Source organism: Shinella sedimenti (assembly GCF_022601905.1).
GTDB lineage: Bacteria > Pseudomonadota > Alphaproteobacteria > Rhizobiales > Rhizobiaceae > Shinella > Shinella sedimenti.
The window spans coordinates 22081-43920 of record NZ_JAKVIN010000002.1; the positions used below are offsets into that span (position 1 = coordinate 22081).

The following is a 21840-nucleotide window of genomic DNA, read 5'->3' on the forward strand; positions in this document are numbered from 1 at the left end:
ACATCACCCGATCAGCATGAACCGGTCCACGTCCACCATACCGCGGTCGGAGATCTTCAGATGGGGAATGACGGGGAGCGGCAGGAAGGCTAGCTGGAGGAAGGGTTCTTCCAGCGTGGCACCAAGCGCGAAGGCGGCCTTGCGGAGGTTGTGTAGCGTGTCGCGCACGCTCTCATAAGGCTCGAGGCTCATCAGGCCGGCGACGGGCAGGGCGATTTCGCCGGTGACCTCGCCATTTTCCACCACGACGAAGCCGCCCTTGATCTCGCCAAGCCGGTTTGCGGCGCGCGCCATGTCGTCTTCATCGACGCCGACCACGCAGATATTGTGGCTGTCATGGCCGACCGTCGAGGCAATAGCGCCCTTCTTCAGGCCGAAGCCCTGCACGAAGCCGTTGGCATGGTTGCCGTTCTTGCCGTGGCGCTCGATGACGGCGACCTTGATGATGTCCTGCGCCAGATCGACGGTCGTCTGGTTGCCTTTAGCGGGCAGGCGGTAGCGCCGGTGTTCGGTGATGATCTTGCCCGGCAGCACGCCGATGACAGGTGTCTCGGCGTCGGTGGCGGGCACGGCGAAATGGGCGGCCTCCACGGGCCGCGCCTTGACGCTGTCCAGCCCGACGGGCTCCACGGCAGAGCGCGTCGCGAAGAGCGCGTCGTCCACCGGACGGCCGGCGGAAAACACCATCTTGGCCTTGCAGCTTTCCAGCGTGTCGATGACGACGAGGTCGGCGCGCCAGCCGGGTGCGACGAGGCCGCGGTCGTTGAGGCCGAAGGCCTTGGCAGCGGAAATGGAGGCCGCACGGTAGACGGCAAGCGGCGCCCGGCCATGCGCGATCGCGGTGCGGATCATGTAATCGAGATGGCCCTGCTCGGCGATGTCGAGCGGATTGCGGTCGTCCGTGCAGAGCGCAAGGAAGGGCGACAGGCGTTCCGTCATGATCGGCAGCAGTGCCAGCAGATCCTTGGAGACGGAGCCCTCGCGAATGAGGATGTGCATGCCCTTGCGGATCTTCTCCAGCGCTTCCTCGGCGGTCGTGCATTCATGCTCGGTGCGGATGCCGGCGGAGAGGTAGCCGTTGAGGTCGTTGCCCAGAAGCAGCGGTGCGTGCCCATCGATATGGCCGCCCTGGAACGCCTCCAGCTTGGCAAGGCAGATCGGATCCTTGTGGATGACGCCAGGGAAATTCATGAATTCGGCGAGGCCGATGACCTTGGGATGATCACGGAACGGCAGCAGCCGCTCGACGGGCAGATCGGCGCCTGAAGTTTCCAGATGCGTCGCGGGCACACAGCTCGACAGCTGCACACGGATATCCATGATCGTCTGCATGGCGCTGTCGAGGAAGAACTGGATACCTTCCGTGCCGAGCACATTGGCGATCTCGTGCGGATCGCAGATCACCGTCGTGACGCCGTAGGGCAGCACGCAGCGGTCGAACTCATGCGGCGTCACCAGCGAGGACTCGATGTGCAGGTGCGTGTCGATGAAACCCGGCACGACGATGCGGCCGGTGATGTCGATTTCCGTCCTGCCCTTGTATGTGCCGCACGTGCCGACGATGCGGTCACCGCAGATCGCGATGTCGGACGCCACGAGCTCGCCCGTCACCAGATCGAAGAACTGTCCGCCCTTCAGGACGATATCGGCCGGCTCGCGGCCTGTTCCCTGGTCGATGATGCGTTCCAAGTCGGTCATGGCGGGTCTCCTGAATCCTTTTCTGCGACTCTAGCGGGGTAGGCGCCGGAGGGAAGGGCCCGGCGGGTAAAACCTCAGGCGGAAAAGGTCACCGAGAAGGCGAAACGCTTCGCTTCGCCGCTTTCCAGCACGCTGGTATAGGGCCGGTCCTTCAGTTCGGGCGAAGCGCCGCATTCCGCCGCCGTGCCGTGCCAGGGTTCGACACAGAGGAAGGGCGCGCCGGGCTTCGTCCACAGCGCGAGGTTCGGCAGGTTGTCGAAACGGAAGGCGAGGGATGGACCGTCTTCGGCGGCGTAGACGAGGCTATCGCCGGCTCCCTCGGGAAAGACCAAAGCGTCGTTGGCAAACAGTTCATGTGCGAGCACGAGGCGCCCTCGCTCAAAGGGGGATGGCGTGCGGTTCGTGGAGAGAAGGCCGTTTTCCAGCGGTTGGCGCAGCGGCTCGCCGCCATTTGCAAGCGTCACCGTATGCGGCTTGCCCTCCGCTCCCGGCAGTGGCCAGGAGAAAGCGGGATGATAGCCGAAGCCGAAGGGCATCGGCGCGCTGCCCCGGTTTTCAACCGTGCTGGTCACCGTCAACGTGCGATCATCAAGGCTGTGCTCGACCGTGAGACGGAAATCGAACGGATAGACGGCGCGGGTCTCGTCGGAGGCCTCCAGAACATAACGGCATGCGGTGGCCGATCTCGTTTCGATCGTGAACTCCCGTCGCCGGGCAAAGCCGTGCTGGGCCATGGGATAGGGCTTGCCGTCGATCGCCAGCGTATCGTTCGGCGCCTTGCCGACGATGGGAAACAGCACCGGGGAGCGGCCCGTCCAGAAGGCGGCGTCGCCGTTCCACAGCCAGCTCCCGCCATCCGCGGAGGTTATGGACTGCATCTCGGCGCCGAGGGAAGAAATGTCGACGGTGAGGAAAGCATTCTCGATACGGGTGTTCGTCGGCATCGAATCTCCTTTTGCGGAAAGCCGGCCTTACTGTAGCGCAATCTCATCGCCGCGTCTCGCGCAGGGCGCGTTGCCGGCCGATCTGCAACATCGCGATGCTGGTGAGCACAAGGATAATGGCGGCGATTTCCAGTGTGCCGACCGTCTCGCCGGCCGCCCAGCCGATCAGCAGAGCGACGTTTGGCGTGATGTATGTCGCGCCCGAGGCGGCCACGGCGCCCAGTTCCTGTAACAGATAGTAGTAGATCAGGAAGGCCATGCCCGTGCCGAGAATGCCGAGCCCGATGGCTACACCCGCGGCCGCGTGCCAGTCGCCTAGGATGGCTGTGATGCCCGTGCGGTCGGTGACGGCGAGCAATACGAGCAGGGCAAGTCCCGTCTGCCATGTGGCGAGTGCCAGCGGCGGCAGTTCATGGGGCGAGAGGAAGCGGCGCACATAGACATAGGAGAGACCGAGGATGCTCGTGGCGGCTAGCATCCACAGGACGCCGTCTATATCGATGCTGCCGTCCGTGCGCTCCCACGGCCGGGCGATCAGGACGATGCCGGCAAAACCTGTCACCACACCGGCAAGCATCAACGCATTGGGTCTTTCCGTTCGCAGGAAGAGAAGCGTGGCGAGGGTGGTGAAGAGCGAGATCGATCCGCCGAGAACGCCCGCAATGCCGGACGGCAGGCGCACGGTGCCTTCCGCGATCGCGAAATAATAGAAGGCCGTCGCCAGCACCGCCATGACGAGAAAATGTGGCAGATGCCGTATCTGCTCCCTGCGGATCACGCCGCGCTGCAAGGCGACCACGGCGAGCGGGAGGAAGCCGAAGAAGACGCGCAGCAGCGTGATCTGCGCGGGCGTGATGAGCACCGACGCCCATTTCATGTAGATGAAATTCGATCCCCAGAAGAGGCCGAGCAGGACAAAAGCCAGATAGATCGATCGCATGGACTTTCTCCCACCATGCGGGGAGCCGACCCGGATCACGGTACGGAGATGATGCGGCCCGCCGCGCCGTCCCTGTGGGACCGGCGCGACGGGAAATCACCTGTATACGACCTGCTGTCGGCTCAGATGTTGTTCTGGAGCACGTCGCGCAGCTTGCCGAACAGCTCGTCGATATGGTGTTTCTCGATGATCAGCGGCGGCGATAGCGCGATAATGTCGCCTGTCGTGCGTATGAGCAGGCCCTGCTCATAGGCCTTCAGGAAGGCATTGAAAGCGCGCTTGGTGGGCTCGCCCGCGATGGGCGAAAGCTCGATGGCACCGATCAGGCCGACATTTCTGATGTCGATGACGTTGGGGCAGTCCTTCAGCGAATGCAGGCCGTCTTCCCAGTAGGAGGCGAGTTCGCTGGCGCGGGTGAGCAGGCCCTCTTCCTTGTAGGTATCGAGCGTGCCGAGTGCGGCCGCACAGGCGATCGGGTTGCCCGAATAGGTGTAGCCGTGGAAGAACTCGATCATGTGCTCCGGGCCGCTCATGAACGTGTCATGGATCTCGGAGGTCACGAAGACGGCGCCCATTGGGATCACGCCGTTTGTAAGGCCCTTGGCCGTGGTAATGATATCCGGCTTCACGTCGAAATACTGCGCGGCGAAGGGTGCGCCGAGGCGGCCGAAACCGGTGATGACCTCGTCGAAGATGAGCAGGATGCCATGCTGCGTGCAGATCTCGCGCAGCTTCTGGAGGTAGCCCTTCGGCGGGATGAGAACGCCGGTGGAGCCGGCGACCGGCTCGACGATGACGGCCGCGATGGTGGAGGCGTCATGCAGGGTGATGATGCGCTGCAATTCGCTGGCGATGTCGCCGCCATGCTCCGGCTCACCGCGCGAAAACGCGTTCTTGTCGGGGAAATGCGTGTGCGGCATGTGATCGACGCCGGTCAGCAGCGTGCCGAACATCTTGCGGTTGGAGACGATGCCGCCGACGGAGATACCGCCGAAATTGACACCGTGATAGCCGCGTTCACGGCCGACAAGGCGGAAGCGCGAGCCGTCGCCCTTGGCGCGATGATAGGCCAAAGCCACTTTCAGCGCCGTTTCGACCGATTCGGAGCCCGAGTTGGTGTAGAGAACGTGGTTCATGCCCTCGGGCGCGATGTCCACCAGGCGGTTGGCAAGTTCGAAGGCCTTGGGGTGGCCGAGCTGGAAGGCAGGCGCATAGTCGAGCTCGCCTGCCTGTTCGCGGATCGCCTCGGTGATCTTGGGGCGGCAGTGGCCGGCATTCACGCACCACAGGCCAGCGGTGCCATCCAGCACCTGACGACCGTCGTGCGTCGTGTAATACATGTCCTTGGCGCCGACGAAGAGGCGCGGCTCCTTCTTGAACTGCCGGTTTGCCGTGAACGGCATCCAGAAGGCACGCAGATCGTTGGGGGTGTTCAGGCGGTTGGACATGCGGTTCTCCATGGTCCGTGAAGTGCCGGGCCCAAAGGGCTATGCCGGCCGGCAAATGCTTCGGGATTTTTACCCGGTGGTCAAACTATCAACGCGCCGGCTACCGTCAAGGCGTTGCGGGATTGCGCACAAGCAAACGCCCCGGACTTTCGGCCGAGGCGTGAAGAGACGATTGGTCTGGTGTCTCAGGCGATGCGCAGCTTCTTTTCCGCGCCCGGCGCGGCGTAGATGCGGTCCAGCGAATCGAGGATCGTGAGAACGGCTGCGGACTTGCTGGAATAGTAGATGGTCTGGGCGTCGCGGCGGGTGGTGACGAGGTTCTGCGCGCGCAGTTTGGACAGGTGCTGCGAAAGCGCCGACTGGCTGAGACCGACCTTGGTTGCGAGCGCGCCAACGGCGATTTCGCCGCCGACCAGAACCCGCAGAATCAATAACCTTTTGGGGTTGGCCATAGCGGACAGGAAGTCGGATGCAACTTCGGCCTGCGCATGTTCAGCCTCAGAAATCTTATCCATTTGAAAACTCCTCTGGGCGTTTCCGCTTCAAATCATGACGTTTTAAGTTAATGCGCTTGTAAGCATATAAACAAAACCTCCTGCATCAAGGGCAAGAAATGGGGGTAGGCATACACGCATAGCGCTAATATGACTGCCATATTCAAGTCTTGATGCCAAGAGAGTTGCTGAGGAAGCCGTTGGCGCGGGTCAGGCGGGTTGGCGCGCCTCCCGCAGCAGACGGACCAGTTCACCGCGAAGCGCGTCGGCATCCGTCAGCTCATGTGGGAATTCGAGGCGCTTCAGCTGGTCTCCGCTCGCGAGATCGACACCGGCGGCATCGAGGCCGACAATGCGCCAATTCCCCTCTTTAGCGCCGCAATAATGGGCTGCGTAGAGGCCTGCGGCTTCCGCATGGTCGCTGTTCATGTGGTCGATCGCGCCTTGCTCCATGGCTGCGAGGGCGGCGCGGGCCGGCGAGCGAATCAGCAGATCGTCCGCCGTCAGCACGAAGGCCTTGCCGAAGCCGCCGTTGAGAAGGGCGCGCTGTGGGACAAGGCGGAAGAAGGCGAAATCGGGAAAATCGATATAGAGTTTCGCTTTAGGATGGCGGCGGATGAAGCGTTCGCGAAGTGCCACGCGGGCTTCACTTTCGCGTGATACTTCCTCGGCCTCGCAAAGCACGGTGAGGCGGGCATAGGCGAGCGGATCTCCCTTGCCGGGTTCGCCCGCCAGCAGGGAGGCGCGCGGATCGGCGCGCAGCGCCGTGGTGTGAACGGAAAGCGCGGATACGAGGATGACCGGCGTGCCGTCCGTGTCGGTGCCCGTCAGCGTGCGGCTGGCGAAGGGCGCGCCAGTCTCCGGCTCGAGCACGGCCAGCGCGCAGGAGCGGGCGGAGCGAAGCAGCGTGCGGGCGAGGTGGCGCGCCTCGTCGTCGGTTTCGCGCAAAACGCTGGGTTTGTCCTTCTCGGTCATGGTTCGGCTCCGTATCGGCAAGAAAAAGGCGGCGCCCCGGAGAGCGCCGCCCTGTCTAGACCGAAGCTAGCCGGTTGTCAGCCGCGTCGGCGGTGGCGCGTCAATCCGCCTATGATGTCCTGTGCGCTGATCGTGCCGACGACGGTGCCGTTCTCGACGACGCCGACATTGCCGGGCGTGCGCGCCATGGCGTCGAGCACATCGACCAGCGGCGTTTCCGGCGCGGTGGTGGCCGTGACGGTGCCGCTGTGCGAGGCGCCGGGCTGCATGACATCGTGCGCCGTCAGCATGTTGATCGGATTAATGTTCTGCACGAAATCCGCGACATACTGGTTGGCCGGGTTCTTCACGATCTCCTGCGGCGTGCCGCACTGGATGATGCGCCCACCTTCCATGATGGCGATGCGGTTGCCGATGCGGAAGGCCTCGTCCAGGTCGTGGCTGACGAAGATGATGGTCTTCTTCAGCCGACGCTGGAACTCGAGGAGTTCGTCCTGGAGGCGGGTGCGGATCAGCGGGTCGAGCGCGGAGAACGGCTCGTCCATGAGCAGGATCGGCGCGCCCGTCGCAAACGCCCTCGCGAGGCCGACACGCTGCTGCATGCCGCCCGAAAGCTCGTTGACCTTGCGGTTCGCCCATTTGGTGAGGTTGACGAGTTCGAGCTGCTCGGCGACGCGGGCCTTGCGCTCGCTATCAGGCACGCCGGCAAGCTCCAGGCCGAAGCCGACATTGTCGGCGACCGTGCGCCAAGGCAGGAGCGCGAACTGCTGGAACACCATGGAGACGGTGTGCATGCGGAAATCGCGCAGCGCCTTGGGTGTTGCCTTGTAGGGGTTCACCGCGCCGTTGCCGGCCTTGACCGCAACGTCGCCGCGCACGACGGGTGCAAGTCCGTTGACGGCGCGCAGCAGCGTCGACTTGCCCGAGCCGGACAGGCCCATCAGCACGAGGATCTCGCCCTCGTTGATCGACAGCGTGGCATCGGCCACGCCGAGCACGAGCCCGGTTTCGGCGCCGATCTCGTCGCGCGATTTGCCGGCATCGGCCAGAGCCAGCGCTCTCTGCGGATTGTCGCCGAAGATGATGGAAACGTTGTTGAAGACGACAGCGTCGGTCATTTGCCGTCTCCTTCATCAGCGGCGCGGAAGAGGCGATCGAGAATGATCGCGAGAATGACGATACACAGGCCCGCCTCGAAACCCATCGAGATGTTCACGGTGTTGAGGGCGCGTACGACGGGAACGCCAAGGCCCTTGGCGCCGACGAGGGCGGCGATGACCACCATCGACAGCGACAGCATGATCGTCTGGGTGAGGCCCGCCATGATCTGCGGCATGGCGAAGGGCAGCTCGACCTTGCGCAGCACCTGACCCGGCGTCGCGCCGAAGGCCTGTGCGGCTTCGACCAGCGCGGGCGGCGTGGAGATGATGCCGAGGCGGGTGAGGCGGATCGGAGCGGGGATGGCGAAGATCACCGTCGCGATCAGGCCGGGCACCATGCCGAGGCCGAAGAGGATGAGAGCCGGGATCAGGTAGACGAAGGTCGGGATCGTCTGCATGAGATCGAGGATCGGCCGCAGGATGGAATAGAACCAGGGTCGTCGGGCGGCCGCGATGCCAAGCGGCACGCCGACGACCATGCTGACGCCGGTGGCGGCCAGAACGAGGGCCAGCGTTTCCGTGGTTTCCTTCCAGTAGCCCTGGTTCACGATGAGCAGGAGGCCGAGGAAGGTGAAGAGCGCCACTCCGACGGACCGGCGGAAATACCAGCTTGCGGCCGAGACGAGCAGGATGAGGGCGATGGAATAGCCGAATTTTCCGCCGGCGCTGGCGAACGGGCCCTGCAGCACATAGAGCACGGCGTCGATACCGGCCTGCAGGAAGACTTTCAGGAAATCAAACAGTCCCTTGCCGTTCGTCGTCAGCCAGCTGACAACCTCTTTGGCGATGGGGCCGATCGGAATTTTGGAGACGGTAAGCCAATCCACGAGAATAGGTCCCTGGCTGGAGTGCGAATATTGGCAGCAACGCGTCCGCAGGCGCAGGCGCAAAACCGCTCGGATATGTCTGAAGCTATCGCAGTATCCGGCGGCAAGAAGGGCGGGAAAGTTTCCTCCCCGCCCGATTCTTGTCTGTTAGAGACCAAGCGCGGTTTTGACCGCCGGCAGGGCCTCGCCGCTGCCGTCCTTCGTCGTGACGCCGGCGAGCCACGGCTCGATGGCGGCCGGGTTGGCCTTCAGCCATTCGGTTGCCGCGGCTTCCGGATCCTGACCATCGTTCAGGATCTTGCCCATGATCTGGTTTTCCATTTCCAGCGAGAACTTGAGGTTCTGCAGGAATTTGCCGACATTCGGGCACTCGGTCGTGTAGCCCTTGCGCACGTTGGTGTAGATCGTCGCGCCGCCGAAGTTGGGGCCGAAGACGTCATCGCCGCCGGTGAGGTAGGTCAGCTTGAAGTTGGCGTTCATCGGATGCGGCTCCCAGCCCAGGAAGACGACCGGCGTGCCGTCCTGCTCGGCGCGGGCGACTTCGGCCAGCATGCCCTGCTCGGAGGATTCAACGACTTCAAAGGCGGAAAGGTCGAACTTGTTGCCCGATACCATGTCAATGATCAGACGGTTGCCGTCATTGCCCGGCTCGATGCCGTAGATCTTGGAGCCGAGCTCGTCCTTGTGCTTGGCGATGTCGCCGAAATCCTTGATGCCGAGTTCGGCACCCTTGGCATTGGTCGCCAGCGTGTACTTCGCGCCCTCCAGGTTTTCGCGCACGGTCTCGACCGAGCCGTCCTCGCGGAAGGGCTTGATGTCGGCCTCCATCGTCGGCATCCAGTTGCCGAGGAACACGTCGATGTCCTTGTTCGACAGCGAGGTGTAGGTGACGGGCACCGAAAGCACGGTGACTTCCGTCTCGTAGCCGAGGTTCTTGAGGATGGTCGTGGCGGTGGCGGTGGTCGCGGTGATGTCCGTCCAGCCGACATCCGAGAAGCGGACCTTGCCACAGCTTTCAGCTTCGGCGGCGGATGCGCCGGCAACGCCCAGCGCGATGACGGAGACGGCGGCGGCAAGCAGGGTCTTGAATGGCGATGCAGAGTTCATTTTATGGCTCCCCTTATAACTGGTGTATTAGAAAATCATCAAAACAATGGGCTTTCAAGCCGTCTGAACTAGCCGGAAGCCCCTGAAAGGTCCAATAAATTTCGGGCCGGTTCGCAATTTAACACATCTATGTCGCACCGGATGGGCCCCCGTGTTTTCTGTGGTTTTCAGCCGTTTGCGGCTGGAAAATCGCCCCCCGACGGGCCATGAGGCGGGGACGGAGAAAATCATGGCCAAACTTTATTTCAGCTATGCGACGATGAATGCGGGCAAGTCGACGCTGCTGCTTCAGGCGTCCTACAACTACCGCGAACGCGGCATGCGCACGGCGATCTTCATTGCCTCCTTCGACGACCGCGCCGGTGCCGGCCGCATCTCCTCACGCATCGGCCTTTCCGCCGATGCCATCGCATTCGACCAGAGCGACGATCTCTATCGCCATATCGAGGAACTGAGCGGCAACGGCGAGGGGCCGATTGCCTGCGTCTTCGTCGATGAGGCGCAGTTCCTGACGGAGGAACAGGTCTGGCAGCTCGCCCGCGTGGCCGACCGGCTGCATGTCCCCGTCATGGCCTATGGCCTGCGCACGGATTTCCAGGGCAAGCTGTTTCCCGGTTCGAAGGCGCTGCTCGCCATCGCCGACGAAATGCGCGAGGTGCGCACCATCTGCCATTGCGGGCGCAAGGCCACGATGGTGGTGCGGCTCGGCGCCGACGGCGAGGTGGCGAAATCGGGCGCGCAGGTGGAAATCGGCGGCAATGACAAATATGTATCCTACTGCCGCCGGCATTGGGACGACATAATGAATGCCGACTGAGGTTCGGCGCCGGCAAAGGAGCCCCGCGATGAAGCCGCTTGCCGCACTGGCCGCCTTGCTCTGTCTTGTCACCCCGGCCTTCGCGGACGGGGACGCTGCCGCCGGTGCCGCGGTCTTCCGCAAATGCCAGGCCTGCCACTCCATCGAACCGGTCAACCGCGTGGGGCCGACGCTGGCCAGCATCGTGGGCCGGCCCGTCGCGTCCGTTGCGGATTATACGTATTCGCCCGCCATGAAGGCTTTCGCCGAGGGCGGCAAGGTTTGGGACGAAGCACTTCTGGCCGAATACCTCATGGCGCCCAAGGCGATGGTGCCTGGCACGCGCATGACGTTTGCCGGATTGCGCAAGGCGGAGGAGATCGCAAATCTCATTGCGTTCCTGAAGGCGGCCCCGGCCCCCTAGCGGGCGCTGAAAAATTTCCCGCGCAGCCTTGCGGCGCGTCCCGCCTGTCCCACATGTTCTGCGGGAAAACACGCAGGCAGGTTCCTATCTGTCTGAAATCGTATAGTGTTGCGCCGGAATAAATCGGGGGGCGAAGACGTCTGCCGTGGAGAGCTCAAGGGGATAGAGGCATATGGCCACACTTCAGAACTTCGATACGGAAATTGAGAAAACCCGCTCGGTCGTCGACCAGATGCGCGGCAAGCTGGAGCAGTCCGGCATCGTGCTGGAGCAATTCGCCAAGGCGGATACCAAGCTCGGCGACGTCAATTTCGATATCGAGAACGCCCGCATTCAGGACGTCATCAACCAGCAGAAGGTCATGGAAGGCAACATCGCCGACCTCATCATCGGGCTGGAGGATGCGACCAACATCTTCGGCACCGAATTCGAGAGCATGAAGAGCTATACGGGCTACGAAAAGTTCATCGGCATGTTCTCCAAGCAGAAGATGCAGCGCATGCGCACCGACCGCGTGCGCAACATGTCGCTTGCCGGCAACCTGCAGGAACTGCTCGCCAAATCCGACACGATCGTCGGCATCCTCAAGGAGCAGAAGTCGATCCTCGAGCAGCGCTACAAGACTTCCGAGGCCAGCCTGATCAGCGTGATCGAGCGCCGCAAGGGCACGATGACCAATCTGGAAGCCACGCAGAAGCGCATCGAGGAGCTGAACCCGCTCCTGATGGACCTCGAAAACCGCATCGCCGCCTCCACCGACCAGCGTGCCCGCACCGACCTCGAAGGCGAGCGTTCGGCGCTGGCGACCGAATACAACCAGATGCAGGCGAAGGAACAGGAGCTTCTGGCCGAGAGCCAGACGCTGGAGCGCTACACCTCGATGTTCCAGACCTTCGTGGATTCGCTCAACAACCAGATCGCCGCGCAGAACACGCTGATCAACAAGCTGACCATCGATACCGAGCAGCGCATCGTGCTCTACAAGGCGCTGGAAGACTCGCTGAAGACGGCGGCCCAGCAGGACGTGGCGCACAAGATCAATACGCTCGGTTCGCAGGTCGATACCGCGGCCGAGGAAACCATGGCCGGCATCGGCTCGGCCTCGCAGCGCCATATCGGCGACCTCCTGGAGATGCACGAGAAGAACATGCTGGCGACGCAGGACATCCAGCGCCGGAAGAAACTCGCCGACGACGCCTTCGCCCGCCGGTTCCAGGCCGTCATGGACAAGCACAACGCCGCGAACTACGTGAAGTCGTGATGGTTTCACGCATGGGATTGCGGGGCGCGGTGACACCCCCCTCTGCCCTGCCGGGCATCTCCCCCACAAGGGGGGAGATCGGCAGTTCGCGCGGTCCGCGTCTCGATCGTGACGTCACAAAAGTGTCAGCGGTCGGCGTCAAGGAGGGGCAGGTCGTTCACCCCATCGCATCTCCCCCCTTGTGGGGGAGATGCCCGGCAGGGCAGAGGGGGGTGTTTTCCGCCTTCACGAGCAATGGGGCACACCCCCAATGAACGCGCCAGCCGACAGCGCCATCGCGCAGTATTTCTCCACTATCCGGTCCGCGCTCGGCGGCCTCGAGATCTTTCTCGGCGACCGCAACTCGCCGCTCTACCGCAACAGCGTGGTGGGCGAAGTGATCATGCCTTATCTGGCGCGGCTGAAGGCGTCCTTTGCCTGCTGGGAGAACCGCATCGGCTTCGTCGACCAGTTCCGCGTGTCGCGCGCCGAAAGCGGATTTCCGGTGTTCCAGAACGTGCTGGAGCTGGAAAACGACCGGCAGAGCGCGGAAAAGCGGCTTGCCGCCATGCCGAACGCCGACCAGCTGCGCACGGAAATGGCGGATTTCATTCTTCGCCAGAAGGCGTTCCCGAGCGACCTTCAGGCCCGCATGGCAGAACGGCTCTATCTGGAGCAGATCGGCAAGGGCGACATCTTCTCGCCCTTCGTGCTGCCCGAGACCATTCGCGTGGCGGTCAATCCGAAGACCATGCGGCCTTATTATGTGGTGTGCTGGGGGGCGTTCGACGGCTCGGCGACGCTACCGATGGTCTATATGGCGATGATCGAGGATTCGAGCGACAACGTCGTGAAGATGCTCGTGACGAAGGACGGCAAGCTCAATCCGGATGTCGACATTCCGCTGCCCGTCGGCGGGCTGCTGAACCCGGAACTCGCCAGCCGCTTCGACGATTTCGCGTTGAAGAACAGCGCCTATTCGCTGACGCCGGTGACGATCGCCACCAATCTCGACAAGGATTTTCCCACGCTGCATCCCAAGCAGCTGCGCCGCATCGTGCTGGGGCCGTTCTATTCGGCCGGCATCACGGAGAACAATGCGCGTATCAATGACATCCTCTCCAAGGTGCGCCGGCCGGAAAATGCCTGGCTTCTGACCTGGACGGTGCAGGAGGTGTTCTCCAAGGCCGAGCGACCCGCCCAGAAGGGGTTCTGGAGCTCGACGCCGGCGCAGGAGGAATTCCACATCGAGACCAGCGATCTCGAAGCCACCCGCATGGGCGTCAGCGCCTATGAGAAACATGCGCTGGTGCCGCACGATGCCTATCAGGCGCTCTACGCCGCGGGCGAGACCGAAGGCATTTTCGGCGCCTACAAGGTGCATGTGATTTCAGGAAACCAGGTGATCAGCGAGGTTTGAGGCCAACGTTCCCGGCCCGCTGTTCCCGGATTTTGCATAAGGATTCCCGATGAGCCTCAACGCCGGACTGACGACGATCCACGAAGACGACATCGCCAAACACCAGGCCGCCGCGCAGAGCCTCGTGTCCAAGCTCGTCATTCTCGAAAGCGACGACGGCCAGAACGGAACCGCCCTTGCCGGCACCGGCCGCCGTTTCGTCTCCACGGTCTCGACCGCCGGCGCGCGGCGCACGCGGGAGGTGGAACTGGCAAAGACCATCCAGGCGGTGCGGGCCGGCGATCCGCTGCTGTCGCCGCAGCAGCACGCCGTGCTGTACCGGGCGCGGCGCGGGCTGCAGGTGGCGCTTGCCGTGACGGACGCCTTCTCGCGCCAGACCAACCTCGAAGGGCTGCAATCGCGCAATCTCGCCGCGCCGCTGTCCGGTGACGAGGCCAACCAGTTCAAGGCGCTGCTTGCGGCCTCCGCCTATATCGCCGCCTTCACCTTCGCCGCCTATCTCGGCGCCACACTGCCGGGCGAGGGCGAGCCGGTCGAGGACGGCGGGGAGCCGGACTATCTGTTCGACACGCCGCAGGATGCGCTGAAGAGCATGGTCTCGGGGCTCGACCGCACGCTTGCCGGCGCACCCGACGATGCTGCGCTCGTCAGCCGTGCGCGCGCCTTTTCGCGCGTCGCCATTGAGGGGCTGATCTCGCGCCGCGCCCGTTTCACGGGGCTTGCCGGCTTCGAGAACGCGCATATCCGTATAGAACAGGACGATTTCACGCTCTCCGGTTTCGACGTGGCGCCGGGCCAGAAGCGCAAGCCGCTGTCCATGACCTTCAAGAAGCCCAACGAGATCATCGGCAACCACATCGCCAAATACCAGGCGATGAAGCTCGCCAAGATGCTGGTCGCCTACGACTTCGAACGGCAGATGAATCCGTTCGTTGAACTCGGCGGCTTCCTCTTCACCTTCATTGGCGACGGCATGCCGGGCACGGGCAAGACGATCCTGATCCAGATGCTGGCCGGCCTCGTCAACGATTACTGCCAGACCGCCGGCTACGCCTTCCATTACGAGAATTTCGGCGTCGACCAGATCTCGTCCTATCAGGGCAAATCCGGCCAGAACTGCAAGGAGTTCGTGACCAACGTCATAAATCCGAAGGCGATCGGCTTCGGGACCATCGACGATGTCGACCAGGTCGCTGCCAAGCGCTCCGACGACCGGGCGTCCGCGGGTCAGCACGAGGTGACGGCGGTGCTGATGGAAAGCTTCGCCGGCGCCTCGACGGTGGTGCGCGGCAATTGCACCTTCGGCATGTTCTCCAACTATCCGGAGAATGTGGACGACGCGCTGCGCCAGCGCGCCGGCGCCCGCTGGCTGGTGGACGGGCCGCAGACCGAGGACGACTATATCGACATCTTCGCCATGCTGGTCGGCAAGAACCACTCGATCCCGCTCGGCGAGCACACGTTGTTCGAGGGGCAGGAGATCAAGCGCGCCGTCTCGACCTCCTACGGGCAGCACGCCAGGCCGCAGGAAGAGGGGTTGCTTGCCGTGTGGGAAGCGCATGAGAAGGAGCATGGCGCCATACGCTCGCTCGCCGATGTCGGCGCCTATCTTCACCGCATCAAGGTTGCCGAGCCGCGCTTCACCGGCCGCGCCATCAAGAACATCACCGACGCGATCAAGATGCGCGCGATGGACGTGGACCTGCCGGACGACTGGTTCGTGGATGCCGGCACCTTCATGCACAAGAGCTACGATGAAAAGAAGGCCATGATCGAGGAGCTGCGCGGCCCGATCTCGATGGACATGGTGCTGCAGGAGATCAACCGCTACGCCGACTCGGAATTCCGCTACACCGACAAATCCGACGACGCCGCCGTCTCCGACATCATCCGCCGCGAACGCCAGCGCGAGAAGGCAATCCGCGAAATGGAGAAGATGAAGGCCGAGGGGCGGTGGTAGCGGCTTTGTTGGAAAAGTCTTGGCACAGATGCTATATGTTAGGGATACATGTACCCCAAGGAGGATGGCATGGCGAGACAGACGGCAATCCGACTTCCTGACGAGACCTATGAGCGGCTGCAGGCGTTGGCCGCGCGGACTGGGCGCACAGCGACATATTACATTCGCGAGGCCATTGAACAGCATATCGAGGATCTCGAGGATATTTATCTCGCGGAGCAGGAACTTGAGCGCGTGCGGCGTGGCGAAAGCCGTGTCTATTCTCTGAAGGAGGTTGAGGACGAGCTTGGCCTGGGCGATTGAGATCACCGAAGGGGCTAAGAAAGAGCTCGATCAACTCGGTCATGTCGAGGCAAAGCGCATTCGTAATTTTCTTGTCACGAAGCTTGCTTCCTCGGAAAATCCTCGTCTGCCGGGCAGCGCTTTGCAGGGCGCGCGGCTGGGAAGCTATTGGCGGTATCGCGTTGGCGACTATCGGATCATTTGTGACATCCAGGACAACAGGCTTGTCGTGGTCGTCGTTCGTGTAGGACATCGGCGTGAAGTATATTCCTGAAGTTTCCGGTGTCTCGGCATGAAACTCCTCCTCGAAGCCGAACTGATCTATGGGCGTTTGCTGCCGATCGATGAGCCGCATCTTGTCGAACGATACAACAAGGCGCTTGACGGGTTCGGAATGCGGCGCACGGCGCTTTCCCGTTTCCGCATCGACATGACAGGCTTTTCGCCGGAAATTGCCGACGAGCTTGGCGACCGTGATTATCTCGATCCGAACCGGGTCAACCGCCGCTTCATCATCATGACGCCGGATCAGGTGAACCTGCCGGTGGTGCATACGAGCTTTTCCAATACCGCCGCGCTGATGCACGAATTCTTCTCGGCCAATGCGCGGGCGATCAATGCGATCACCATTCGCGATGCTCTCTATGGCGAGATCGAGGACTCGGTTTCGGTCGTCAACGATATCGACGACCTGCTGTCGATCAACGAGGTGCGCTTCAAGGTGCTGTCGGCCGAGGACATGCTCGGCAAGGCGGCGGAGCTGCGCGGGCTGGTCGATCGGTTGAAGACAGTGCCAAACGCTTGGTCGGACGATGCGATGCTCAACCGCATGGTGGACCTCGCCAAACAGACCGGCGACATCAGGCAGAACGCGCTGGTGCCCGACCAGCTGGTGTTCCGTCATGATGCCTACTGGGCGAACCATTTCGGCGGCGTCTATGTCTTTCTCGACGACAAGACGACGACGGTCATCTGCGATCCGACCGTGCCGGGCTTCCGCCGTTCGCGCCCGTGGCAGGTCAGCTACATCGCGCTCGACGACCATAAGCGCATCTTCGATTTCCTTGCCTCCACGGGGCGACTGGAACTGCCGCGTGCCTCGTGGGTGGAGCCGTCGGGGCTCTTCCAGCACCGGGCAGACATGACGATCGTGAACCTCGTCAACCAGGCCGATCCGACAACCGATCTGGAAAAGATGGACCGGATCTGGCTGCAGACCTGGATGCACCGCAATGCGGATCGCGTGGCGCGCGACGGGACCTATCCCTTCCTGCAAGAGGCGATCCGCACGGTGGCGGCGACGGGCGAGATCAAGATTGCCGACATCGCGCCGGAGCGGCGGTTCATGCTGGTGCGCGCGGCCCCGGCGCATCCCGATCAGTGGCTGGTCAACCGTTTGATTTCACAAATGGTTCCCTACGATTTCGTGTCCCGCTTCGTGTTCGACAAGCAGGGATTCTATTCTGCCTACGATCAATACAGCGAAAAGTTCCGCGCCTATGTTGTTGCAACGTTGACGCGGACCTATCTGCAAGACAAGGCTGCCTTCCGCAGGAAACTTTACGGCATCAGAGAGGATGACCCTTATGCTTGATCCGGTCGTCGCGTTCTTTCAGCGCATCTTTTCGGCCATCGGCCGGGGCATCGGCACGGCGGTCGCCTGGCTGCTCTGGCCCTTCGTCACGGCGACGAACTGGTGCCGCGAGCGCAGCTGGATCATCAAGGGACCGATCGGCATCGGCGTGCTTTTGCTCGTCGGCTTCTATGCCTATTTCATCTGGCAGACGCAGATGTGGAGCGGATTCAATCCTGACTACATCAACAACTACAACCTCGCGCAGCGCAAACAGGATGCGGGAGCGTCTTCAACCACGACGACCACCACGCCGGCCGCCGGTGAAATCGCAGAGCCGGCGCCGAAGACCTGCGTGCGCTCGGCCATCGTTGACGTGACGGCGGATCTCATCGACTACAACGTCAACCAGAACGCCTGGATTTCGTCCATGCTGCTCTACAAGCTCGGCCTGTTCGGGCTCGACTGGGACAGGACGCCGTGGTTCGACAACAAGGCGGCGTTCCAGCGCGGCGTCAACCAGACCGTCCGCCGCACGGCCGTCGAGCTTGTGGATGTGCTCGGCCGCGTTCGCGGCACGTCCGGTATCAACGCCGATCTCCAGCGCGCCCGCGGCAACATGCAGTTCGACGAGGAAACCTGGTATTTCGGCTCCGATTCACTGCTGCCCAAGACCCCGACGCCGAACTATTACCGCACGGCGATGGCGGACCTGCGCAAGTTCAACGCGTCGCTCGAGGCGTGCGACGCGATCTTCGATGGCCGCTCCGACAACCTGATCGAGTTCCTTGACCGCATTTCGAATGACATAGGCTCCACCTCGGCCATCATTCGCGAGCGCTCCGAATTCCACAATGGCGGCTGGTTCGACACGCGGGCGGATGATCGCTTCTGGTTCGCCTATGGCCAGCTCTACGGCTATTACGGCATTCTTTCCGCCGCCGGCGCGGATTTCGACGCCGTGATCAAGGCGCGCGGCATCGAGCCGCTTTGGACGGAAAGCATCAAGCAGCTGCGCTCGGCGCTCAACATCCAGCCGGCGATCATCTCCAACGGTCGCGAGGACGGCTGGATCATGCCGACGCATCTGGCCACCATCGGCTTCTATATCCTGCGCGTACGCTCCAACCTCGTGGAAATGCGAGACGTTCTGGCACGCTGATCACCCGATCCATTCTGGACGGCACGCATCGTCAGTTGCGTGCCGTTTTTAGTTCGGGCGCAATTTAAGGGCTGCATGTCGTTTCTGGCGTACCGGGCGGCAAATTCCGGCGTGGCATCGCACACGGCTTCACGATGAAATGACGCGCCAAGACAAGAAAGTGCCGCTACGGGAGAGGAGCCCGTGGTAGCCAAAAACGCTGAAGAGGGAGCGACACCGTATGGCCGATGTGAAGTCCGATATTGAAATTGCCCGCGCCGCGAAAAAGAAACCCATCGTCGAAATCGGGGCGAAGCTCGGCATCCCGTCCGAACACCTGATCCCCTACGGTCACGACAAGGCGAAGATCGATGCCGCGTTCATCGCTGCGCAGCAGGACCGCAAGAACGGCAGACTGATCCTCGTCACCGCCATCAACCCCACGCCGGCTGGCGAGGGCAAGACGACGACCACGGTCGGTCTCGGCGATGGCCTCAACCGCATCGGCAGACAGGCGATCACCTGCATCCGCGAGGCATCGCTCGGTCCGTGTTTCGGCGTGAAGGGTGGGGCGACCGGCGGCGGTTATGCGCAGGTCGTGCCGATGGAGGACATGAACCTCCATTTCACCGGCGATTTCCACGCCATCACCTCGGCGCACAACCTTTTGTCCGCGCTCATCGACAACCACATCTATTGGGGCAACGAGCAGAACATCGATGTGCGCCGCATCGCCTGGCGCCGTGTTATGGACATGAACGATCGCGCGCTACGCCACATCGTTGGGTCGCTCGGCGGCGTCGCCAACGGCTATCCGCGCGAGACGGGTTTCGACATCACCGTCGCTTCGGAGGTCATGGCGATCCTGTGTCTTTCGGTCGATCTCAAGGATCTCGAAAAGCGCCTTGGCAATATCATCATCGGTTACCGGCGCGACAAGTCACCGGTTTTCGCACGCGATATCAAGGCGGACGGCGCGATGACGGTGCTCTTGAAGGACGCCATGCAGCCGAACCTCGTACAGACGCTGGAAAACAATCCCGCCTTCGTGCACGGCGGTCCCTTTGCCAATATCGCGCATGGCTGCAACTCTGTCGTCGCCACGACGACGGCGCTGAAGCTTGCCGACTATGTCGTGACGGAAGCCGGCTTCGGCGCCGATCTCGGCGCGGAGAAATTCTTCGATATCAAGTGCCGCAAGGCCGGGCTGAAGCCTGATGTGGCCGTCATCGTTGCCACGGTGCGGGCCATGAAGATGAATGGCGGGGTGAAGAAGGACGATCTTGGTCGCGAGAACATCGAAGCTGTGAACAAGGGCTGCGCCAATCTCGGCCGGCATGTGCAGAACGTCAAGAAATTCGGCGTTCCCGTCGTGGTGGCGATCAACCACTTCACGTCCGACACGGACGCCGAAATCCAGGCGGTGAAGGACTATGTGGCGACACTGGGCGCGGAAGCCGTGCTGTGCAAGCATTGGGCGGAAGGCTCGGCGGGCATCGAAGAACTGGCGCACAAGGTGGTGGAACTGGCCGAGTCCGGCCACGCGCAGTTCTCCCCGCTCTACCCCGACGACATGCCGCTCTTCGAGAAGATCGATACCATCGCTCGGGAAATCTATCACGCCTCGGAGATCACCGCCGACAAGAGCGTGCGCGACCAGTTGCACGCATGGGAGGCGCAGGGCTACGGGCACCTGCCGGTCTGCATGGCCAAGACGCAATATTCGTTCTCGACCGATCCGAACCTACGGGGCGCGCCCTCCGGCCATGTCGTGCCGGTGCGCGAGGTGCGTCTTTCGGCCGGCGCCGGTTTCGTCGTGGTCATCACAGGCGAGATCATGACCATGCCCGGCCTGCCGAGGTCGCCGTCGTCGGAACGGATCCGACTGAACGAGCAGGGGCATATCGAAGGCCTGTTCTGAGATTTGGGGGCGCCAAAGGGCGCCCCCAACGTTTCCGGCTATGCGCGGCCGAGATAATCCAGCTTGCCGACCGGCACGCCATTGTGCCGCAGGATCGCGTAGGCGGTCGTGAGGTGGAAGTAGAAGTTCGGCAGCGCGAATGTGAGAAGGTATTCCTTGCCGGTCGAGGTGTGTTCGCCGCCGCGCGATTTTACCGTGACCATGCGCTCCGCCGCGCCCTCGAAGCCGTCCTGCGGCACGGAAGCGAGGTAATCGGTGGTCCTGGCAATGCGGGTGCGCAGGTCGGCGAGCGTCTTTTCGTCATCCGCGAAGCTCGGCGCTTCCGTGCCGGTGAGGCGCGCGGCAGCGAACTTCGCCGTGTCGCTCATCCGCTGGACCTGGCCGGCCAGCGACAGCATGTCGGGTGCCAGACGCGCCTCGACCAGCACTTCCGGCTTGATCTTGCGCTCTTCTGCAAAGGCCTCCGCCTTGTCGAGCAACTTGGAGAGCACGGCAAAGCCGCGCTGGAAGGTGGGCACGGAGATTTCGTAGGGCGTGATCGACATGTGGGGGACCTTTGAGGATAGAGCGGGTCCGGGACAGATAGGTGGCCTGAAGGGTCTTTTCAGGAGGCCAGGGCAATTAATCCGCGCGCCTTACCAGCAATAGCGATAGCCGCCGCGCCGTTCCTTCACATCGAGATGCAGGTGGTTCTCGTGCGCGGCGTCACTGCCGGGATCGAGCACCGTCGTGAAATAGAGGCAGGCGGCCTCCGTGATGGCGCGCTGGAACGCACCTTCGAGGGACGGGTCCTTGTCGGCCGGGCGGATGGTGATGGTCTTGCCGCTTTTCAGCGTGAAGCCAGCGATGTCGATGGCATTGCCGAAAGCGTGCTCGGAAATCCGCCCGGTCTCGGCATTGTTGCGGTTGCGGCAAACGTAGGCGGATGCCTGCGCGAGCTGGTTTATGGTCTCGCCCGGCATGGCCGTCGAAAGGGCCGGCGCCACCGAACCTTCCATCCAGCGCGCAAGCTGGAGGGCTGTTTCGCAGCGCACCGTGGCAGGGGGCTCGACCTTCACACCATCCTTGAGCGCACTCAGCAGGAGAGGCTTGTCTATACCGCAGGCCATGCCGTCCTCGATGGCCGGAGCGTCCGTGAAGACGGCGCCGATCTTCTGCAAGGCAACCCGGCACGCCGCCTCATCTGCCGCGCTCTCCTTAGGCCGCTCCGCGGCTTTCTCCTCCTCGGCAGCCTTCTCCTTGTCGTCGGACTTACCGTTGTCCTTTTGTGTCGTCTTGACCTGGTCGGAGACCTTGTCCTTGTCGGGCTCGGCGGCGCCATCCGGCGTGGCCTTTTCCGTTCCGGGCGTGACTTTTTCCTCCGGTCGCGCAACCGGCCGCGGCCCGTTGTCCGGCAGCTCGGCGGCGCCTGTGAGGGTAAGGATGGCAGCAATAAGCGCTATGCGAGAAATGGTAGCGATCGGACCTGTCTCCCACTGAAGAGCAGGATT

Annotated in this window: 21 protein-coding genes; 10 read left to right on the top strand and 11 right to left on the bottom strand. The window is 62.7% G+C overall.

The window, feature by feature from the left end:
* Positions 1-3 precede the first annotated feature (3 nt).
* The 9 genes from ade to MKI86_RS04330 form a co-directional block, all read right to left on the bottom strand.
* On the bottom strand, positions 4-1698 hold the full coding sequence (ade, locus tag MKI86_RS04290) for an adenine deaminase (protein WP_241597940.1): 1695 nt from the start codon (positions 1696-1698) through the stop codon (positions 4-6).
* A 74-nt stretch (positions 1699-1772) separates the two neighbouring features.
* A complete protein-coding gene (locus tag MKI86_RS04295) occupies positions 1773-2642 on the bottom strand; it encodes an aldose 1-epimerase family protein (RefSeq protein ID WP_241597941.1) in 870 nt (289 codons plus the stop codon).
* Positions 2643-2685: 43 nt separating this feature from the next.
* On the bottom strand, positions 2686-3582 hold the full coding sequence (locus tag MKI86_RS04300) for a DMT family transporter (RefSeq protein ID WP_241597942.1): 897 nt from the start codon (positions 3580-3582) through the stop codon (positions 2686-2688).
* 122 nt (positions 3583-3704) lie between these two features.
* Positions 3705-5030, bottom strand: a complete 1326-nt coding sequence (gene aptA, locus MKI86_RS04305; RefSeq protein WP_241597945.1) for an omega-aminotransferase AptA — start codon at positions 5028-5030, stop codon at positions 3705-3707.
* Between the two features lie 185 nt (positions 5031-5215).
* Positions 5216-5545 (bottom strand): ArsR/SmtB family transcription factor, encoded by a 330-nt coding sequence (locus tag MKI86_RS04310; protein ID WP_134646930.1) that lies wholly within the window; start codon positions 5543-5545, stop codon positions 5216-5218.
* A 189-nt stretch (positions 5546-5734) separates the two neighbouring features.
* Positions 5735-6499, bottom strand: coding sequence for a HugZ family pyridoxamine 5'-phosphate oxidase (locus tag MKI86_RS04315; RefSeq protein ID WP_241597947.1), 765 nt, complete (start codon positions 6497-6499; stop codon positions 5735-5737).
* Between the two features lie 77 nt (positions 6500-6576).
* On the bottom strand, positions 6577-7617 hold the full coding sequence (gene choV / locus MKI86_RS04320) for a choline ABC transporter ATP-binding protein (protein ID WP_241597957.1): 1041 nt from the start codon (positions 7615-7617) through the stop codon (positions 6577-6579).
* Positions 7614-8486, bottom strand: coding sequence for a choline ABC transporter permease subunit (gene choW, locus MKI86_RS04325; protein WP_241597959.1), 873 nt, complete (start codon positions 8484-8486; stop codon positions 7614-7616). The genes choV and choW overlap by 4 nt, the downstream gene beginning before the upstream one ends.
* A 147-nt stretch (positions 8487-8633) precedes the next feature.
* Entirely contained in the window at positions 8634-9593 is a 960-nt protein-coding gene (locus tag MKI86_RS04330; RefSeq protein ID WP_241597961.1) for a choline ABC transporter substrate-binding protein, read from the bottom strand.
* Between the two features lie 229 nt (positions 9594-9822).
* Between MKI86_RS04330 and MKI86_RS04335 the strand changes: the two genes are divergently transcribed.
* From MKI86_RS04335 to MKI86_RS04380, 10 genes are all read left to right on the top strand, one after another.
* Positions 9823-10410 carry a thymidine kinase gene (locus MKI86_RS04335; RefSeq protein WP_241597963.1) on the top strand — a complete coding sequence of 196 codons (588 nt, stop codon included), beginning with the start codon at positions 9823-9825 and terminating at the stop codon, positions 10408-10410.
* A 28-nt stretch (positions 10411-10438) separates the two neighbouring features.
* Positions 10439-10813 (top strand): c-type cytochrome, encoded by a 375-nt coding sequence (locus MKI86_RS04340; RefSeq protein ID WP_241597965.1) that lies wholly within the window; start codon positions 10439-10441, stop codon positions 10811-10813.
* A 172-nt stretch (positions 10814-10985) separates the two neighbouring features.
* Positions 10986-12074, top strand: a complete 1089-nt coding sequence (locus tag MKI86_RS04345; RefSeq protein ID WP_134646944.1) for a hypothetical protein — start codon at positions 10986-10988, stop codon at positions 12072-12074.
* Between the two features lie 250 nt (positions 12075-12324).
* Positions 12325-13473: a hypothetical protein gene (locus tag MKI86_RS04350; protein WP_134646946.1), complete on the top strand. Its 1149-nt coding sequence runs from the start codon at positions 12325-12327 to the stop codon at positions 13471-13473.
* A 49-nt stretch (positions 13474-13522) separates the two neighbouring features.
* Entirely contained in the window at positions 13523-15433 is a 1911-nt protein-coding gene (locus MKI86_RS04355) for an AAA family ATPase (RefSeq protein ID WP_241597967.1), read from the top strand.
* Between the two features lie 69 nt (positions 15434-15502).
* On the top strand, positions 15503-15736 hold the full coding sequence (gene relB / locus MKI86_RS04360; RefSeq protein WP_160869757.1) for a type II toxin-antitoxin system RelB family antitoxin: 234 nt from the start codon (positions 15503-15505) through the stop codon (positions 15734-15736).
* Positions 15720-15989 (top strand): type II toxin-antitoxin system RelE family toxin, encoded by a 270-nt coding sequence (locus MKI86_RS04365; protein WP_241597969.1) that lies wholly within the window; start codon positions 15720-15722, stop codon positions 15987-15989. The genes relB and MKI86_RS04365 overlap by 17 nt, the downstream gene beginning before the upstream one ends.
* 18 nt (positions 15990-16007) lie before the next feature.
* Complete coding sequence (locus tag MKI86_RS04370) at positions 16008-17309, top strand: DUF6638 family protein (protein WP_241597971.1); 1302 nt, start codon at positions 16008-16010, stop codon at positions 17307-17309.
* On the top strand, positions 17302-18450 hold the full coding sequence (locus tag MKI86_RS04375; protein ID WP_241597973.1) for a DUF2333 family protein: 1149 nt from the start codon (positions 17302-17304) through the stop codon (positions 18448-18450). Before MKI86_RS04370 ends, MKI86_RS04375 begins: the two co-directional genes overlap by 8 nt.
* Positions 18451-18670: 220 nt before the next feature.
* The gene (locus MKI86_RS04380) at positions 18671-20350 is read left to right on the top strand and encodes a formate--tetrahydrofolate ligase (protein WP_241597976.1); all 1680 of its coding nucleotides are present in this window, start codon (positions 18671-18673) and stop codon (positions 20348-20350) included.
* A gap of 38 nt (positions 20351-20388) precedes the next feature.
* On the opposite strand, the gene MKI86_RS04385 is transcribed toward MKI86_RS04380, so the two are convergent.
* Both MKI86_RS04385 and MKI86_RS04390 read right to left on the bottom strand, forming a co-directional pair.
* Entirely contained in the window at positions 20389-20895 is a 507-nt protein-coding gene (locus MKI86_RS04385) for a DUF1993 domain-containing protein (protein WP_241597977.1), read from the bottom strand.
* Between the two features lie 90 nt (positions 20896-20985).
* The gene (locus MKI86_RS04390; protein ID WP_306424443.1) at positions 20986-21810 is read right to left on the bottom strand and encodes an extensin-like domain-containing protein; all 825 of its coding nucleotides are present in this window, start codon (positions 21808-21810) and stop codon (positions 20986-20988) included.
* Positions 21811-21840 lie beyond the last annotated feature (30 nt).

Excerpts from the sequence above, each read along its gene's own strand:
- ade (WP_241597940.1), bottom strand. The coding sequence starts at position 1,698 with ATGACCGACTTGGAACGCATCATCGACCAGGGAACAGGCCGCGAGCCG.
- MKI86_RS04295 (WP_241597941.1), bottom strand. The coding sequence starts at position 2,642 with ATGCCGACGAACACCCGTATCGAGAATGCTTTCCTCACCGTCGACATT.
- MKI86_RS04300 (WP_241597942.1), bottom strand. The coding sequence starts at position 3,582 with ATGCGATCGATCTATCTGGCTTTTGTCCTGCTCGGCCTCTTCTGGGGA.
- aptA (WP_241597945.1), bottom strand. The coding sequence starts at position 5,030 with ATGTCCAACCGCCTGAACACCCCCAACGATCTGCGTGCCTTCTGGATG.
- MKI86_RS04310 (WP_134646930.1), bottom strand. The coding sequence starts at position 5,545 with ATGGATAAGATTTCTGAGGCTGAACATGCGCAGGCCGAAGTTGCATCC.
- MKI86_RS04315 (WP_241597947.1), bottom strand. The coding sequence starts at position 6,499 with ATGACCGAGAAGGACAAACCCAGCGTTTTGCGCGAAACCGACGACGAG.
- choV (WP_241597957.1), bottom strand. The coding sequence starts at position 7,617 with ATGACCGACGCTGTCGTCTTCAACAACGTTTCCATCATCTTCGGCGAC.
- MKI86_RS04330 (WP_241597961.1), bottom strand. The coding sequence starts at position 9,593 with ATGAACTCTGCATCGCCATTCAAGACCCTGCTTGCCGCCGCCGTCTCC.
- MKI86_RS04335 (WP_241597963.1), top strand. The coding sequence starts at position 9,823 with ATGGCCAAACTTTATTTCAGCTATGCGACGATGAATGCGGGCAAGTCG.
- MKI86_RS04340 (WP_241597965.1), top strand. The coding sequence starts at position 10,439 with ATGAAGCCGCTTGCCGCACTGGCCGCCTTGCTCTGTCTTGTCACCCCG.
- MKI86_RS04345 (WP_134646944.1), top strand. The coding sequence starts at position 10,986 with ATGGCCACACTTCAGAACTTCGATACGGAAATTGAGAAAACCCGCTCG.
- MKI86_RS04350 (WP_134646946.1), top strand. The coding sequence starts at position 12,325 with ATGAACGCGCCAGCCGACAGCGCCATCGCGCAGTATTTCTCCACTATC.
- MKI86_RS04355 (WP_241597967.1), top strand. The coding sequence starts at position 13,523 with ATGAGCCTCAACGCCGGACTGACGACGATCCACGAAGACGACATCGCC.
- relB (WP_160869757.1), top strand. The coding sequence starts at position 15,503 with ATGGCGAGACAGACGGCAATCCGACTTCCTGACGAGACCTATGAGCGG.
- MKI86_RS04370 (WP_241597971.1), top strand. The coding sequence starts at position 16,008 with ATGAAACTCCTCCTCGAAGCCGAACTGATCTATGGGCGTTTGCTGCCG.
- MKI86_RS04375 (WP_241597973.1), top strand. The coding sequence starts at position 17,302 with ATGCTTGATCCGGTCGTCGCGTTCTTTCAGCGCATCTTTTCGGCCATC.
- MKI86_RS04380 (WP_241597976.1), top strand. The coding sequence starts at position 18,671 with ATGGCCGATGTGAAGTCCGATATTGAAATTGCCCGCGCCGCGAAAAAG.
- MKI86_RS04385 (WP_241597977.1), bottom strand. The coding sequence starts at position 20,895 with ATGTCGATCACGCCCTACGAAATCTCCGTGCCCACCTTCCAGCGCGGC.